Origin of the sequence: Streptomyces sp. DSM 110735 (genome assembly GCF_016482685.1) — a bacterium.
In the GTDB taxonomy this organism is placed as follows: Bacteria; Actinomycetota; Actinomycetes; order Streptomycetales; family Streptomycetaceae; genus Streptomyces.
Genome location: NZ_JACYHF010000033.1, coordinates 42645 through 57153, shown reverse-complemented (window position 1 = coordinate 57153; position 14509 = coordinate 42645). Strand labels below are relative to the sequence as shown.

Annotated in this window: 13 protein-coding genes; 3 read left to right on the top strand and 10 right to left on the bottom strand. The window is 70.8% G+C overall.

Features of this window, described 5'->3' with window-relative positions; all coding sequences use genetic code 11:
• Positions 1 to 285 precede the first annotated feature (285 nt).
• The 3 genes from IF655_RS30070 to thyX form a co-directional block, all read right to left on the bottom strand.
• Positions 286 to 1971 (bottom strand): ribonuclease J, encoded by a 1686-nt coding sequence (locus IF655_RS30070; RefSeq protein ID WP_199588325.1) that lies wholly within the window; start codon positions 1969 to 1971, stop codon positions 286 to 288.
• Between the two features lie 111 nt (positions 1972 to 2082).
• A complete protein-coding gene (dapA, locus tag IF655_RS30065) occupies positions 2083 to 2982 on the bottom strand; it encodes a 4-hydroxy-tetrahydrodipicolinate synthase (protein WP_199588324.1) in 900 nt (299 codons plus the stop codon).
• Positions 2983 to 3207: 225 nt separating this feature from the next.
• Entirely contained in the window at positions 3208 to 3936 is a 729-nt protein-coding gene (thyX, locus tag IF655_RS30060) for an FAD-dependent thymidylate synthase (protein ID WP_161179917.1), read from the bottom strand.
• Between the two features lie 197 nt (positions 3937 to 4133).
• On the opposite strand from thyX, the gene IF655_RS30055 reads away from it, so the two are divergent.
• Entirely contained in the window at positions 4134 to 4370 is a 237-nt protein-coding gene (locus IF655_RS30055) for a hypothetical protein (RefSeq protein WP_199588323.1), read from the top strand.
• A gap of 87 nt (positions 4371 to 4457) precedes the next feature.
• A complete protein-coding gene (locus IF655_RS30050; RefSeq protein WP_199588322.1) occupies positions 4458 to 5012 on the top strand; it encodes a hypothetical protein in 555 nt (184 codons plus the stop codon).
• Positions 5013 to 5101: 89 nt separating this feature from the next.
• Here IF655_RS30050 and IF655_RS30045 read toward each other — a convergent pair whose 3' ends face one another.
• The 6 genes from IF655_RS30045 to IF655_RS30020 all read right to left on the bottom strand — a co-directional run bounded on the left by IF655_RS30045 (position 5102) and on the right by IF655_RS30020 (position 12233).
• Positions 5102 to 5554 (bottom strand): tetratricopeptide repeat protein, encoded by a 453-nt coding sequence (locus tag IF655_RS30045; RefSeq protein ID WP_199588321.1) that lies wholly within the window; start codon positions 5552 to 5554, stop codon positions 5102 to 5104.
• 10 nt (positions 5555 to 5564) lie between these two features.
• Positions 5565 to 6317, bottom strand: a complete 753-nt coding sequence (gene dapB, locus IF655_RS30040) for a 4-hydroxy-tetrahydrodipicolinate reductase (protein ID WP_199588320.1) — start codon at positions 6315 to 6317, stop codon at positions 5565 to 5567.
• Between the two features lie 36 nt (positions 6318 to 6353).
• Complete coding sequence (locus tag IF655_RS30035; RefSeq protein ID WP_199588319.1) at positions 6354 to 7733, bottom strand: pitrilysin family protein; 1380 nt, start codon at positions 7731 to 7733, stop codon at positions 6354 to 6356.
• Positions 7730 to 9949 carry a polyribonucleotide nucleotidyltransferase gene (locus IF655_RS30030; RefSeq protein WP_199588318.1) on the bottom strand — a complete coding sequence of 740 codons (2220 nt, stop codon included), beginning with the start codon at positions 9947 to 9949 and terminating at the stop codon, positions 7730 to 7732. The genes IF655_RS30035 and IF655_RS30030 overlap by 4 nt, the downstream gene beginning before the upstream one ends.
• A gap of 296 nt (positions 9950 to 10245) precedes the next feature.
• Complete coding sequence (gene rpsO / locus IF655_RS30025; RefSeq protein WP_199588317.1) at positions 10246 to 10536, bottom strand: 30S ribosomal protein S15; 291 nt, start codon at positions 10534 to 10536, stop codon at positions 10246 to 10248.
• Between the two features lie 236 nt (positions 10537 to 10772).
• Positions 10773 to 12233, bottom strand: coding sequence for a PQQ-binding-like beta-propeller repeat protein (locus IF655_RS30020; protein WP_199588316.1), 1461 nt, complete (start codon positions 12231 to 12233; stop codon positions 10773 to 10775).
• Positions 12234 to 12411: 178 nt separating this feature from the next.
• On the opposite strand from IF655_RS30020, the gene IF655_RS30015 reads away from it, so the two are divergent.
• Positions 12412 to 12747, top strand: coding sequence for a DUF397 domain-containing protein (locus tag IF655_RS30015; RefSeq protein ID WP_199588315.1), 336 nt, complete (start codon positions 12412 to 12414; stop codon positions 12745 to 12747).
• Positions 12748 to 12804: 57 nt separating this feature from the next.
• Here the strand turns inward: IF655_RS30015 and eccD are convergent, their stop codons facing one another.
• Positions 12805 to 14307 (bottom strand): type VII secretion integral membrane protein EccD, encoded by a 1503-nt coding sequence (gene eccD, locus IF655_RS30010; RefSeq protein WP_206776641.1) that lies wholly within the window; start codon positions 14305 to 14307, stop codon positions 12805 to 12807.
• Positions 14308 to 14509: the final 202 nt, after the last annotated feature.

Sequence of the window (14509 nt, the reverse complement as noted above, 5' to 3'; positions counted from 1 at the left end):
CGGATCAACCCCGGCAGTTCCTAATCGGGCTGCCGAGCCCCATTCGAATTGAATTCGGACACGCCGAAAGCAATCCCGAACGGGAGATCGTGCTGGTGGTTGGAGTGCCGCTTGCGCGGCGGAGGTGCCACCACAGAACCGTTACGGCTCCGGGGCAGACCAAGAACTCTACGGATGCGGCCAGGCAGTGTCAACCCAGGCTGTCAAGATTTTTTCCAGCGGGGGTGTGCCAGAGGCCCCCGGACCGGAGTTCGGGGGCCTCTGTGCAGGTCGGAGCGTCGGAGGTCAGACCTCGACGACGACCGGGAGGATCATCGGGCGACGGCGGTAGGTGTCCGACACCCACTTGCCGAGCACGCGACGGATGAGCTGCTGGAGCTGGTGGGGCTCCACGACGCCGTCCTGGGCGGACCGCTCCAGCGTCTCGGTGATCTTCGGGAGGATCTCGGAGAAGGCCGAGTCGTCGATGCCGGAACCACGGGCCTGGATGTGCGGGCCACCGGTGATCTTGCCCGTGGTCGAGTCCATGACCACGTAGACCGAGATGATGCCCTCGTCGCCGAGGATCTTGCGGTCCTTCAGGGCGGGCTCGCCGACCTCGCCGACGGAGAGACCGTCGACGTAGACGTAACCGGCCTGCACCTTGCCCGCGATCTTGGCCTTGCCGCCGATCAGGTCGACCGCGACGCCGTCCTCGGCGATCACGATGCGGTCGTGCGGGACGCCCGTCGCGGCGCCCAGCTCGGCGTTGGCGCGCAGGTGGCGCCATTCGCCGTGGACCGGCATGAGGTTCTTCGGCCTGCAGATGTTGTAGAAGTACAGCAGCTCGCCCGCGGACGCGTGGCCGGAGACGTGCACCTTGGCGTTGCCCTTGTGGACGACGTTGGCGCCCCAGCGGGTCAGGCCGTTGATCACGCGGTAGACCGCGTTCTCGTTGCCCGGGATGAGGGACGAGGCCAGGATGACCGTGTCGCCCTCGACGATCCGGATCTGGTGGTCGCGGTTGGCCATGCGGGACAGCGCCGCCATCGGCTCGCCCTGGGAGCCCGTGCAGACCAGGACGACCTTGTCGGGCGGCAGGTCGTCGAGCTGCTTGACGTCGACGATCAGGCCCGGCGGGACCTTCAGATAGCCGAGGTCCCGCGCGATGCCCATGTTGCGGACCATGGAGCGGCCGACGAAGGCGACCTTGCGGCCGTACTTCTGGGCGGTGTCCAGGATCTGCTGGATGCGGTGCACATGGCTGGCGAAGCTCGCCACGATGATGCGGCTGTGCGCGCCCGCGAAGACGTTGTCCAGCACGTTGGAGATGTCGCGCTCGGGCGGGACGAAGCCGGGGACCTCGGCGTTCGTGGAGTCCGCGAGGAGGAGGTCGATGCCCTCCTCGCTCAGCCGCGCGAAGGCGTGCAGGTCGGTGAGACGGCCGTCCAGCGGGAGCTGGTCCATCTTGAAGTCACCGGTGTGCACGACCATGCCGGCCGGGGTGCGGATGGCGACCGCGAGGGCGTCGGGGATGGAGTGGTTCACCGCGACGAACTCGAGGTTGAACGGACCGACCTGCTCACGGTCGCCCGCCTCCACCTCAAGGGTGTAGGGGCGGATGCGGTGCTCCTGGAGCTTGGCCTCGATCAGCGCGAGGGTGAGCTTGGAGCCGATCAGCGGGATGTCCGGCTTCTCGCGGAGCAGGTAGGGCACGGCGCCGATGTGGTCCTCGTGGCCGTGCGTGAGGACGATGCCCTCGATGTCGTCGAGGCGGTCCCGGATGGACGAGAAGTCCGGCAGGATCAGGTCGACGCCGGGCTGCTCCTCCTCGGGGAAGAGGACGCCGCAGTCGACGATCAGCAGACGGCCGTCGTACTCGAAGACCGTCATGTTCCGGCCGATCTCACCGAGACCGCCGAGCGGAGTGACCCGCAGGCCGCCCTTGGCGAGCGGCGGCGGGGGGGCGAGTTCAGGGTGCGGATGACTCAAAAGACTCTCCTGACCACCCGCGCCACGTACCGGTGGCACGTGGCGCGGGTGACGTTCGTGCGTGCAGTTGTCGATTCAGTTGTGAAGCTCGGGTGGTGCGGAAGTCTGTTGTCAGAGCTGTACCCCGCCGGCGGCGAGATCGAGCTTGAGCTGGGCGGTCTCTTCCGCCGTGCACTCGATCATCGGCGCGCGCAGCGGACCCGCGGGCAGACCCTGGAGGGCGAGGGCGGCCTTGGTGGTCATGACGCCCTGGGTACGGAAGACACCGGTGTAGACCGGGAGCAGCTTCTGGTGGATCTCGGTCGCCTTGACGACGTCGCCCGAGGTGTAGGCGTCGACGAGGGCGCGCAGGTCCGGGGCGACCAGGTGGCCGACGACGGAGACGAAGCCGACGGCGCCGACGGACAGCAGGGGCAGGTTGAGCATGTCGTCGCCGGAGTACCAGGCGAGTCCGGTGCGGGCGATGGCCCAGCTCGCGCGGCCGAGGTCGCCCTTGGCGTCCTTGTTGGCCACGATCCGGGGGTGCGCGGCGAGGCGGACCAGCGTCTCGGTGCTGATCGGGACGCCGGAGCGGCCGGGGATGTCGTAGAGCATGACCGGCAGGCCGGTGGCGTCCGCGACGGTGGTGAAGTGCCGGTACAGGCCCTCCTGCGGGGGCTTGTTGTAGTACGGCGTGACGACCAGGAGGCCGTGGGCGCCCGCGGCTTCGGCCTGGCGGGCCAGTTCGGTGCTGTGGTGGGTGTCGTTGGTGCCGACTCCGGCGACGACGTGGGCGCGGTCGCCGACCGCTTCGGTGACGGCCCGGACGAGGTCCGCTTTCTCCGCGTCGCTGGTGGTGGGGGACTCGCCGGTGGTGCCGTTGACGATCAGGCCGTCGTTGCCTGCGTCCACCAGGTGGGCGGCGAGCCGCTGCGCGCCGTCGAGGTCGAGTGCGCCGTCCGCCGTGAAGGGCGTGACCATGGCGGTGAGGACCCGCCCGAAGGGGGTCTGCGGAGTCGAGGTCGGAGCCATGGGTGACACGCTACTCGGTACTCGATCCATGGTCGCCCCGTGGGGTGCCGGGTAAGTCAGGACAAAAGTGGAGCCCGGCACTGCCTGCTCGGGGGTTCAAGCAGTGCCGGGTCCGTTTGATCAGGCTAGATGAACTTCGCTAAATGCCGCAATACGGACACTTCGCAAGGTTGCTCCGTACATCCGTTCCGTCGAGGGGAACGGGGCTTCGTTTTTCCGGGGCACCTAAGGGGCGACCCGGCCGTTGGCGTTGAAGGCGGCGTGGGTGAGCGGCATGAGTTCCGCCCACTTGGCCTCCATCTGTTCGCCGACCATCTCGATCTCGCGCTGCGGGAAGGAGGGCACCTTGGCCAGCTCGTGCTGGGTGCGCAGACCGAGGAAGTGCATCAGGGAGCGCGCGTTGCAGGTGGCGTACATCGAGGAGTAGAGGCCGACGGGGAGAGCCGCGCGGGCGACCTCGCGGGCGACGCCCTCGGCGAGCAGCTTCTGGTAGGCGGCGTACGCCTGCTCGTAGGACTCCGTCAGGGTGTCGCGCACCGTCTCGTGCTGGGCGGGGCTGCCCTCGACGAAGACGTACTTGCCCGGACGGCCCTCCTGCACGAGCTTGCGGGAGGTGTCGGGGACGTAGAAGACCGGCTCCAGCTCCCGGTAGCGGCCCGATTCCTCGTTGTAGGACCAGCCGACGCGGTGCCGCATGAACTCGCGGAAGACGAAGATCGGGGCGCTGATGAAGAAGGTCAGCGAGTTGTGCTCGAACGGGCTGCCGTGCCGGTCGCGCATCAGGTAGTTGATCAGCCCCTTGGAGCGCTCCGGGTCCTTCCCCAGCTCGTCCAGGGACTGCTCGCCGAGCGTGGAGACGCGGGCGGCGAAGAGGACGTCGGCGTCCGACGCGCTGGATTTCACCAGTTCGACGGTGACGTCGCTGCGGAGGGTGAGCGGCTGGGGGGTGGTCACGCGGGTCCTTCCATCACTTCCGGGTTTGCGCCCACCATACGGGGCACGCGCACCTCTCAGGACAACCACCACCTCACCTCAAAGATCGCATCCAGCGGGTTTTCCTGACATGGGCACCTTTTGGGCCAATCGCTCGTCTGTATGAATGAGTCGCATCCCCATACGCCCCGAAAGCCCCGAGAGGAGACACGCCCCCCATGTTCCGACGCCGTGAGCCCGTGCCCTTCGCCTTCCTCGCCGAAGCCGACAGGTTCCGCGGCAATGTCGCTCCCCCGCCCCGTATGCGGGCGTCCACCGGCGAGATAGCCGGGCGCTGGCTGCTGGGGCTCACGCTCGTCGCGGGGCTGGTCGGCGCGCTGATGCTCGGGATGCCGGCGCTCTCCACGCCCGCCGCTCCCCAGAGTCCGCAGTCCCAGGCGGCGCAGGGACACTGACTCGTACGGCGGTCCATGGCTGGTGAGTGCGATCACCGGCGGATAGCCTCACCGGGCACAGCCCACGCGACCGAGTGAGGAACAGCCGTGCCCCTCCCTTTCCTGACGGCCGACCGCACCACCGAGGCGGCGCCCGAGAGCTCGCTGCCGTACGACGACCGGGACCGCTGGCGGCGGCCGTACCGCCCCGGGCCCTGGCGGGTGGGCGGGGTGGCGGTGGGGCTGCTGCTGTCGTCCTTCGTGCTGTTCGCCGCGGTGCTCATCGCGCTGACCGGTTCGGCGGCTTCCGCCGGGTCGATCTTCGGGCTGGCTTTCGCGATCATCCTCGCCGCGCTGCGGGTGCTGCGGATGGGGGTGTGGGTGAGCGAGCGCGGGCTGCGCCAGGTGACGTTCCTGATGACGCGCACGGTGCCCTGGCAGCGGGTGGTCTCGGTGCGGACCGCGCAGCAGCCGGTGCGCTGGCTGGGGCTGCCGCGCACGGTGCAGGGGCAGGCGCTGACGCTGGTGCGCGCGGACCGGGCGCCCGACGACACCGCTCCGCTGCTCACCACGCACGACCTGGACTTCCTGAACCGTCCCGCCGGGTTCGACCGGGCGGCGGACGCGGTGGAGGCGTGGGCGGCGGAGTACCGGCCGCACTGACCGCGCGGAACAAGGAAAAAGCGGAACAACGGAGAAAGGGGCCGTCCCGCGTCGTCGCGGGGCGGCCCCTTCTGCTTGTCCGACCGGGCTCAGACCGGGACGGGTCTGCCGTCGTGCAGGGCGATGGCGCGTTGCATCGCCTTGCGGGCGCGCGGGGTGTCACGGGCGTCGTGGTAGGCAACGGCGAGCCGGAACCAGCTCCGCCAGTCGTCCGGGGCTGCCTCGGTCTCGGCCCGGCGGCGGGCGAAGACCTCGTCGGCCGAGTCGCGGTCGATCCGGCCGCCCGGGGTGCGCTTCAGCTCGTCGACGGGCAGCCCGCCCTCGGCCTCCAGCTCGGCGGCGAGGGCGTTGGCCCGGCGGACGAACTGGGTGTTCTTCCACAGGAACCACACGCCGATGACCGGCAGGATCAGCACCGCCACGCCGAAGGTGACGGTCAGGAGCGTGCCGGACTCGATGAGCATGACGCCCCGGCTGCCGACCAGGACGAAGTAGAAGACCAGGACGGCGGCCGTGACGAGGTAGGTGATCTTCGCGCGCATGACGGGGCTCTCAGCCGAGGTCGAGGAAGTTCTCCAGGCCGAAGGTCAGGCCCGGGGTGGACACCACGCGGCGCACGCCGAGCAGGATGCCCGGCATGAAGCTGCTGTGGTGCAGGGAGTCGTGGCGGACGGTGAGGGTCTCGCCCTCGGCGCCGAGCAGCACCTCCTGGTGCGCGAGGAGACCGCGCAGCCGGACCGCGTGCACGGGGACGCCGTCGACGTCGGCGCCGCGGGCACCGTCCAGGGCGGTGACCGTGGCGTCGGGCGCCGGAGCCGTACCCGCCGCTCGGCGCGCCTCGGCGATGAGCTGGGCGGTGCGCGTGGCGGTGCCGGAGGGGGCGTCCACCTTGTGGGGGTGGTGCAGCTCGACGACCTCGACGGACTCGAAGTACGGCGCGGCGAGCTGCGCGAACTTCATGGTGAGGACGGCGCCGATGGAGAAGTTCGGGGCGATGAGCACACCGGTCTCCGGGGACAGCTCCAGCCAGCCCTTGAGCTGGGCGAGGCGGTCCTCGGTCCAGCCGGTGGTGCCGACGACCGCGTCGATGCCGTGGCGCACGCAGAAGTCGAGGTTGCCCATGACCGAGGCGGGGGTGGTCAGCTCGACGGCGACCTGGGCGCCGGTGTCGACCAGGGTCTCCAGCTTGTCGCCCCGGCCGAGGGCGGCGACCAGCTCCATGTCCTCGGCCGCCTCGACGGCTCGTACCGCCTCGGACCCGATGCGACCGTTCGCACCGAGGACCGCCACGCGCAGCTTGCTCATCTTCCGTTTCCTTACAGCCAGTTGGGGACCGAGGGATCAGGCGACCGCGTCGTGCAGCCGCGCGGCCTGCTTGTCCTTGAGCGGACCGATGACCGACAGCGACGGGCGCTGTCCCAGGATCTCGCGGGCGACCGACCGGACCTCGTCCGGGGTCACCAGGGCTATCCGGGTCAGCATCTCGTCGACCGACATCTGCTCGCCCCAGCACAGCTCGCTCTTGCCGATGCGGTTCATCAGCGCGCCGGTGTCCTCGAGACCGAGGACGGTGGAGCCCTTGAGCTGGCCGATGGCGCGGGCGATCTCGTCGTCGGTGAGACCGTGCTCGGCCACGTGGTCCAGCTCGTCGCGGCAGATCTTGAGCACGTCGGACACCTGGCTCGGCCGGCAGCCCGCGTAGACGCCGAAGAGACCGCAGTCGGCGAAGCCGGAGGTGTACGAGTAGACGCTGTAGCACAGACCGCGCTTTTCGCGGACCTCCTGGAACAGCCGGGAGGACATGCCGCCGCCGAGGGCGGTGTTCAGTACGCCCATGGCCCAGCGGCGGTCGTCGGTGCGGGCGAGACCCGGCATGCCGAGGACGACGTGCGCCTGCTCGGTCTTGCGGCCGAGCAGCTCGACGCGTCCGGCGGCGCGGATGGCGCGGCGCCCCGCGCGCGGGGCGGCGGGCTGGGCGTCCGTCCTGGTCAGGGCGCCCGCCCGCTCGAAGGCGGTGCGGACCTGGCGGACGACCTTGGCGTGGTCGATGTTGCCCGCGGCGGCGACCACGAGGTGGGTCGGGTCGTAGTGCTTCTTGTAGAAGCGGCGGATGCGGTCGGCCGTGAGGGCGTTGACCGTGTCCACGGTGCCGAGGACGGGGCGGCCGAGGGCGTTGTCGCCGAACATGGTGTGCGCGAACAGGTCGTGCACGCAGTCGCCCGGGTCGTCCTCGGTCATCGCGATCTCTTCGAGGATGGCGCCGCGTTCGACGTCGACGTCCTCCTCGCGGATCAGCGAGCCGGTCAGCATGTCGCACACCACGTCGATGGCGAGCGGCAGGTCGGTGTCGAGCACGCGCGCGTAGTAGCACGTGTACTCCTTGGCGGTGAACGCGTTCATCTCGCCGCCGACCGCGTCGAGCGCGGAGGAGATGTCGAGGGCGGACCTGCGGTCGGTGCCCTTGAAGAGCAGGTGCTCCAGGTAGTGCGTCGCGCCGTTCAGCGCGGGGGTCTCGTCGCGGGAGCCGACGTTCGCCCAGATGCCGAAGGTCGCCGAGCGCACGGAGGGCAGCGTCTCGGTGACGATGCGCAGACCGCCCGGGAGGGTGGTCCTGCGGACGGTGCCGATGCCGTCTCTGCCCTTGATGAGAGTTTGGGTACGGGCGACGGCCCGCGCCTCCGAGGAGGTGCGGGCCGTCGCCTTGAAGCTACGGGACGTCACTGGTCGGCGTCGTCCTTCTTGTCGTCCGAGCCGTCCTCGCCCTCGATCACGGGGACGAGGGAGAGCTTGCCGCGCGAGTCGATCTCGGCGATCTCGACCTGGACCTTCTGGCCCACACCGAGGACGTCCTCGACGTTCTCCACGCGCTTGCCGCCGGCGAGCTTGCGGATCTGCGAGATGTGCAGCAGACCGTCCTTGCCGGGCATCAGGGAGACGAAGGCGCCGAAGGTGGTCGTCTTCACGACCGTACCCAGGTAGCGCTCGCCGACCTCCGGCATCGTCGGGTTGGCGATGCTGTTGATCGTGGCGCGGGCGGCCTCGGCGGCCGGGCCGTCGGCGGCACCGATGTAGATGGTGCCGTCGTCCTCGATCGTGATCTCGGCGCCGGTGTCCTCCTGGATCTGGTTGATCATCTTGCCCTTGGGGCCGATGACCTCACCGATCTTGTCGACCGGGATCTTGACGGTGATGATCCGCGGCGCGTTCGGGGACATGGCGTCCGGCCGGTCGATGGCCTCGGTCATCACGTCGAGGATGTGCAGACGGGCGTCGCGCGCCTGCTTGAGGGCGGCGGCCAGGACGGAGGCCGGGATGCCGTCCAGCTTGGTGTCGAGCTGGAGGGCGGTGACGAAGTCCTTCGTACCGGCGACCTTGAAGTCCATGTCGCCGAAGGCGTCCTCCGCACCGAGGATGTCGGTGAGGGTGACGTAGTGCGTCTCGCCGTCCGCCTGCTCGGAGATCAGACCCATGGCGATACCGGCGACGGGAGCCTTGAGCGGCACACCGGCGTTCAGCATCGACATGGTGGAGGCGCAGACCGAGCCCATGGACGTCGAACCGTTGGAGCCGAGGGCCTCGGACACCTGGCGGATCGCGTAGGGGAACTCCTCGCGCGTCGGCAGCACCGGCACGAGGGCGCGCTCGGCGAGGGCGCCGTGGCCGATCTCGCGGCGCTTGGGGGAGCCGACGCGGCCGGTCTCGCCGACGGAGTACGGCGGGAAGTTGTAGTTGTGCATGTAGCGCTTGCGCGTCACCGGGGAGAGGGTGTCGAGCTGCTGCTCCATGCGGAGCATGTTCAGGGTGGTGATGCCCAGGATCTGGGTCTCGCCACGCTCGAACAGCGCCGAACCGTGCACGCGCGGGATGGCCTCGACCTCGGCGGCGAGCGTACGGATGTCCGTGACGCCGCGGCCGTCGATGCGCTTCTTCTCCTTGATCACGCGCTCGCGGACCAACTGCTTGGTCAGCGAGCGGTAAGCGGCGGAGATCTCCTTCTCGCGGCCCTCGAACTCCGGCAGGAGCTTCTCGGCGGCCAGACCCTTGACGCGGTCCAGCTCGGCCTCGCGCTCCTGCTTGCCCGCGATGGTGAGCGCCTGGGCGAGCTCCGGCTGGACGGCCTTCTTGAGCGCCTCGTACACGTCGTCCTGGTAGTCCAGGAAGACCGGGAACTCGCCCTCGGGCTTGGCGGCCTTGGAGGCGAGGTCGGACTGGGCGCGGCACAGGACCTTGATGAAGGGCTTGGCGGCCTCGAGACCGGCGGCCACGACCTCCTCGGTCGGCGCCTCGGCGCCGCCCTCGACCAGCTTGATCGTCTGGTCGGTGGCCTCGGCCTCGACCATCATGATCGCGACGTCGCCGTCCTCCAGGACGCGCCCGGCGACCACCATGTCGAAGACGGCGTCCTCGAGCTCGGTGTGCGTCGGGAACGCGACCCACTGGCCGCGGATCAGCGCGACGCGGACGCCACCGATCGGACCGGAGAAGGGCAGACCGGCGAGCTGCGTCGACGCGGACGCGGCGTTGATCGCCACGACGTCGTACAGGTGGTCGGGGTTGAGCGCCATGATCGTGGCGACGATCTGGATCTCGTTGCGCAGGCCCTTCTTGAAGGACGGGCGCAGCGGGCGGTCGATCAGGCGGCAGGTGAGGATCGCGTCCTCGGAGGGGCGGCCCTCACGGCGGAAGAAGCTGCCGGGGATCTTGCCGGCGGCGTACATCCGCTCCTCGACGTCCACCGTGAGGGGGAAGAAGTCGAGCTGGTCCTTGGGGGTCTTGGAGGCGCTGGTCGCCGACAGCACCATGGTGTCGTCGTCCAGGTACGCCACGGCGGAACCGGCGGCCTGCTTGGCCAGGCGGCCCGTCTCGAAGCGGATGGTGCGGGTGCCGAACGAGCCGTTGTCGATGACGGCCTCGGCGTAGTGGGTCTCGTTCTCCACTAGCGTTTTCTCCTCGTCTTCGTCCCGCTCGCCCGTGTGGCGGGGGACGGTGGTGGGAGAAGCGCTCCTTCTGGTGCGGGCCGGTCTTCGATCGAAGCACCCGGGGCGTCTTCCCCCCGGGGGCCACTACCGAGGACCGGCGGCGGCGAGGTGCGCGTCTCCCTCGTTCTGTGTCGTACGTGATGCGTTGTGTGCCAACACCCTACAAAGGGTCGGTGACACTCCGCACGTTTCCGCACGTACAGCAAAGGGAGCGGCTCCCGATCCTTGTCGGGAACCGCTCCCTTCGTGGCGTCTTACTTGGCGCCGCCGGCCGCACCGCGGCGGATGCCGAGGCGGTCGACCAGGGCACGGAAGCGCTGGATGTCCTTCTTGGCCAGGTACTGCAGCAGGCGGCGACGCTGGCCGACCAGGATCAGCAGACCGCGGCGGGAGTGGTGGTCGTGCTTGTGGGCCTTCAGGTGCTCGGTCAGGTCGGAGATCCGACGGGACAGCAGCGCGACCTGGACCTCGGGGGAGCCGGTGTCGCCCTCCTTCTGGCCGAACTCGGCGATGATCTGCTTCTTCGTGGTGGCGTCGAGCGACACGCGTACTCCTCAGGTGTTCGGTGTGCCTTCGAGTGCCCCCGGTCTGCGTCTCGGGGGTGCTTCCGTGACTCGGAAGGCGGTGGTCCGTCCGGCGCGGGCTCCGGAGCGGGTGCGGTGAGGCATCTGCTGCGGGGGCGCTGACACGAACGGCCGTCACTCAGGGTACCAGGGGGTCGCGGCGGCTCCGGCCGGGGTGTCCGGGTGCGCCCTCCGGGTCAGCGGGTGCGCCCTCCGGGTCAGCGGGCGACGCTCTCGACGCCGACCGCCACGTTGGACAGCTCGCCCCGGTGGCCCTTGTCGGTCGGTCCGTAGACGCTGGTCGCGCCGAAGAAGAGGCGGCCGTGTTCGTAGAGGACGTCGTCCCGCGTGGGGTCGTCCGTCCCGGAGAGGTCGTCGGGGTTCGCGCCGAAGAGCAGCAGCGGGCGTTCCTTGCCGGTGCCGGGGTCGAGGGAGACCACGGCGGAGGGGGTGAAGCCGCTGCCCTCACGGTAGGCGATGAGGCGGTCTCCGCTCATTTTCAGCGGGGTCATGGCGCCGGTGGACGAGGCGAAGCGGCGCCCGCTCTTCCCGGTGGCGAGGTCGAAGGCGACGATGTCGTCGTCCACGGGGACGTAGAGCGCGCGGGCGCCGACGACGACCGAGCGGCAGCTCTCGACCACGGCGCTGAAGGGGCGGTCGCAACCGGTGGGCGTGTGGGTGTCGGCCAGCCGGATCGTGCCGCGCGCCCGGCCGTGCTCGTCGAGCGCGATCAGATGGCTGACCTCGACGTCCCCGGCGGCGACGGCGATCACGGCGGGGTCGGCGGAGGCGAGGTAGACGGTCTTGATGCCCTCGCCGACGCGGTAGGTCCAGGTGGTGCGGCCGGTACGGGCGTCGACGCGTTCGACGTGGAAGCGGGGGGCGGCGGAGTCGCCGCAGCGGGCGAGCGCGAGCAGGGCGGAGCCGCCCGCGAAGCCGGTGTCGGTGCAGGTGCCGCGGTCGGAGCGGGTCCACAGGCGCTTGCCGTGGGTGGTGTCGTACGCGGCGGAGCCCTGGTCGCCCGCGACGACCACCGCGCCGTCGGTCATCGTCACGTTGACGTTCCCGGCCGGGGCGTCGGCGGTGCCGAGCCGGGTCTCCCAGCGCTTCCTGCCGGTGTCGAGGTCGACGACGGCGAGCCGGTCGCAGGGGGCGCCGAGACTCTGCCCGGGGTCGACGTGCTCGCCCGCGTAGGCGACCGCCGTCCAGCCCGCCGCGCTGACGTGCCGGGTGGTGGCGCACAGCGGGCCGGGGAAGGTCAGGGTCCAGGCGGGGCGGTCGCCCTTCGCGTCGGTCGCGTTCTCCTTGGTGAGGGTGAAGCCCCTGATCGTGTTGACGAATCCCTTGGCGAAGGTCTTGTCCGTCGCCCACGCCCCGGGGGCGTCGGCGGTGGCGCCGACCTGGCGGATCTCCTCGCGGTACCGCACCGCCGCCCTGCCCTCGACCGACCGGGGCGGCGTCTCGACCGTACGGCTCACGGCGTCGGGTGCCTGCGGGGCGGCGGCGGGGGGGCGGTCGTCGTCGTGCGAGCCTCCCGTCCCGGACCAGGCCCACAGAGCCAGACACGCGACCACGACCGCGGCCACGCCGCCGAGCAGCAGCCGGGTGCGGCGGCGTCGGCGCTGGTGGTCGACGGCGAGGGTGGAGGCGGTGTAGGCGGAGGGCGGGGGCGAGGTCATGGGTGGCCTTTCGGGGTGGTGGGGCGGGGGTGTCCGTGGATTCGGGGGGCGGCTGCGCGGGTGGGTTCTGTCCAACCCCCCGCGTGTGGTCCCCCCCGTGAATCCATGACCTCCCAGAACCCCGGCCAGTAGGGTGAGTTCACAGCTCGCCGGTACGGATGGAAGGACGACGGCCGCGATGACCGACGCCGAGGACCTGGAACTCAAAGCGCGCAAGGAACGGGAGCGGGACGAGTTGTACGCGGTCGACATCTCGGGGCTCGAGTGGCACAGCGCGCCGGGTACCGAGGAGCACGAGGAGCGGGTGGAGATCGCGTACATGCCCGAGGGCGCGGTGGCGATGCGTTCCTCCCTGGACCCGGACACCGTGCTGCGGTACACCGAGGCCGAGTGGCGTGCCTTCGTACTGGGCGCGCGGGACGGGGAGTTCGACCTGCGCCCGATGGAGCACAACGGCGGTCTGGAGGCGCAGGAGCGGTTCCGGGCCGAGGAGGCTCAGGCCCAGGAGGGCTGAGCGCGTCGCGTACGACCCGACGGGGGACCGGAGTTGGCGCTCCGGTCCCCCGTCGGCTCATTTGCTGGTCATCGCCCGCACGGTCGCGTACACGTCGAACACGGCGAGGGTGAGCGGGATCAGCGTCAGCAGGACGAAGCCCTCGCAGATCTCCAGGAACCGTCCCCAGAACGGGGTCAGGGCGCCGCGCGAGAGGACCAGACCGAGTCCGGTGAAGAGCGCGGCGGCCAGCCCGATGACCGCGACCAGCCAGACGGTGCGGAGGTCGAGGTCGGCGCGGTCGCCCGCGAGCGCCGCGCGCATCACCGACTCCGGCGGGTTGAGCGCGAGTCCGAGACCGAGCAGGACCAGGGTGCCGAGGCCCGCCGCGAGGACGGAGGCGACCTGCGCGGTGTAGCGGAAGAGCTGGGCGCGCATCAGCAGGGCGACACCGGCGGCGAGGGCGAGCAGTTGGGCCCACACGTCGTCGGAGAAGCCGAGGACCGCTCCGGCGCCGACGGCGAGGACGGCGCAGCCGCCGACCAGTCCGACGAGGATCTCGTGACCGCGCCGTGCCTGTGCCTCGACGCGCTCGGTGTCGACGGGCTCGGGGGCGGCGGTCTCGGTGCCGTAGGCGGTGGCGCGGGGCGCGGAGTCGGGCGCCTCGAAGCCGATCGGGAGCCGGGCGATGCGCATGGACAGACCGGGCAGGAACGCCAGGGCGCCGACGGCGACGGTGGCGCACAGGGCTGCCGTCTCGGTGGGCGCCCAGTCGGCCAGGGTGGCGACGAAGACGGCCACGAGGGCCACGCCCGAGGCGAACACGAAGGCGACGAACGGGCCGTCCCGGTGCGGGGAGACGAGCGCGAGGACGAGCGAGGCGACGAGCACGGCGGCGCACGCCAGCAGGAACTGGAGTCTGCCGATGCCCTCGCCGCCGCCGAGCGGCAGCAGTCCGCTGCCCGCGACGCCGATGCCGGGCAGCGCGCCGAGACCGAGGGCGACGGAGGAGGCGCGGTCGTCGTAGACGCGGGCGCGGACGGCGGACAGGACGACGAGCAGGACGCCGGTGACGACGGCGAGGATGCCGGCCAGGCCGTTCATGTCGTGGCGCGGGTCGGCGGTCCAGGCCACGAAGGCGAGCAGGGCGGGCAGGACGCCGCCGCCGATCAGACCCGCGATCCGGGTGAGGTCGCCGCTCCAGAGCCGGTGCTGCTTGGTGACGGCGGCGGCGACCGCCTCGGCGACGTCGTCGAAGACGGCCGGGGGCAGGGACTCGGCGAAGGGGCGCAGGGTGAGGAGTTCGCCGTCGAGGATGCGCTGGACGGCGAAGGAGCGGGAGCTGTCCAGCACGGTGCCGTCGGTGCGGACGAGGTGGTAGCCGACCGGGGCTCCCGTCTCGGGGCTCTGCCGGGCGAGCCGGAGGATCTCCGGACAGAGGTCGGCGACGGGCACGTCGTCGGGGAGTGCCACGTCGATGCGGCTGTCCGGGGCGACGATGGTGACCCGGCAGAAGCCGAGTCCCGTACCGGCTCCGGCCGGTGCTGCGGTACCGGGTCCGCCGGTGGTGGCGGCCGTCATGCTCACCTGTCTGCTCCCCCTCGGTGATGGTGGCGACGCGTTCCGCCGCGTGACGGTGGCGCGTCCGTGTGGTGAAGGTCCTGTGCCGTTCGCTCCCGCGTTCGCCGCGGGTGCGGCGACCGACCCGCCGTGCGGCCGGATTCCGGACCCCTCCCGCGCGGGGATGAGGCGAGTTGCCCCGGTTTCTCCGGTCGCGTCGGCG

Excerpts from the sequence above, each read along its gene's own strand:
- dapA (WP_199588324.1), bottom strand. The coding sequence starts at position 2,982 with ATGGCTCCGACCTCGACTCCGCAGACCCCCTTCGGGCGGGTCCTCACC.
- IF655_RS30055 (WP_199588323.1), top strand. The coding sequence starts at position 4,134 with ATGTTCCGACGCCGTGAGCCCGTGCCCTTCGCCTTCCTCGCCGAAGCC.
- IF655_RS30045 (WP_199588321.1), bottom strand. The coding sequence starts at position 5,554 with ATGCGCGCGAAGATCACCTACCTCGTCACGGCCGCCGTCCTGGTCTTC.
- dapB (WP_199588320.1), bottom strand. The coding sequence starts at position 6,317 with ATGAGCAAGCTGCGCGTGGCGGTCCTCGGTGCGAACGGTCGCATCGGG.
- IF655_RS30020 (WP_199588316.1), bottom strand. The coding sequence starts at position 12,233 with ATGACCTCGCCCCCGCCCTCCGCCTACACCGCCTCCACCCTCGCCGTC.
- IF655_RS30015 (WP_199588315.1), top strand. The coding sequence starts at position 12,412 with ATGACCGACGCCGAGGACCTGGAACTCAAAGCGCGCAAGGAACGGGAG.
- eccD (WP_206776641.1), bottom strand. The coding sequence starts at position 14,307 with ATGACGGCCGCCACCACCGGCGGACCCGGTACCGCAGCACCGGCCGGA.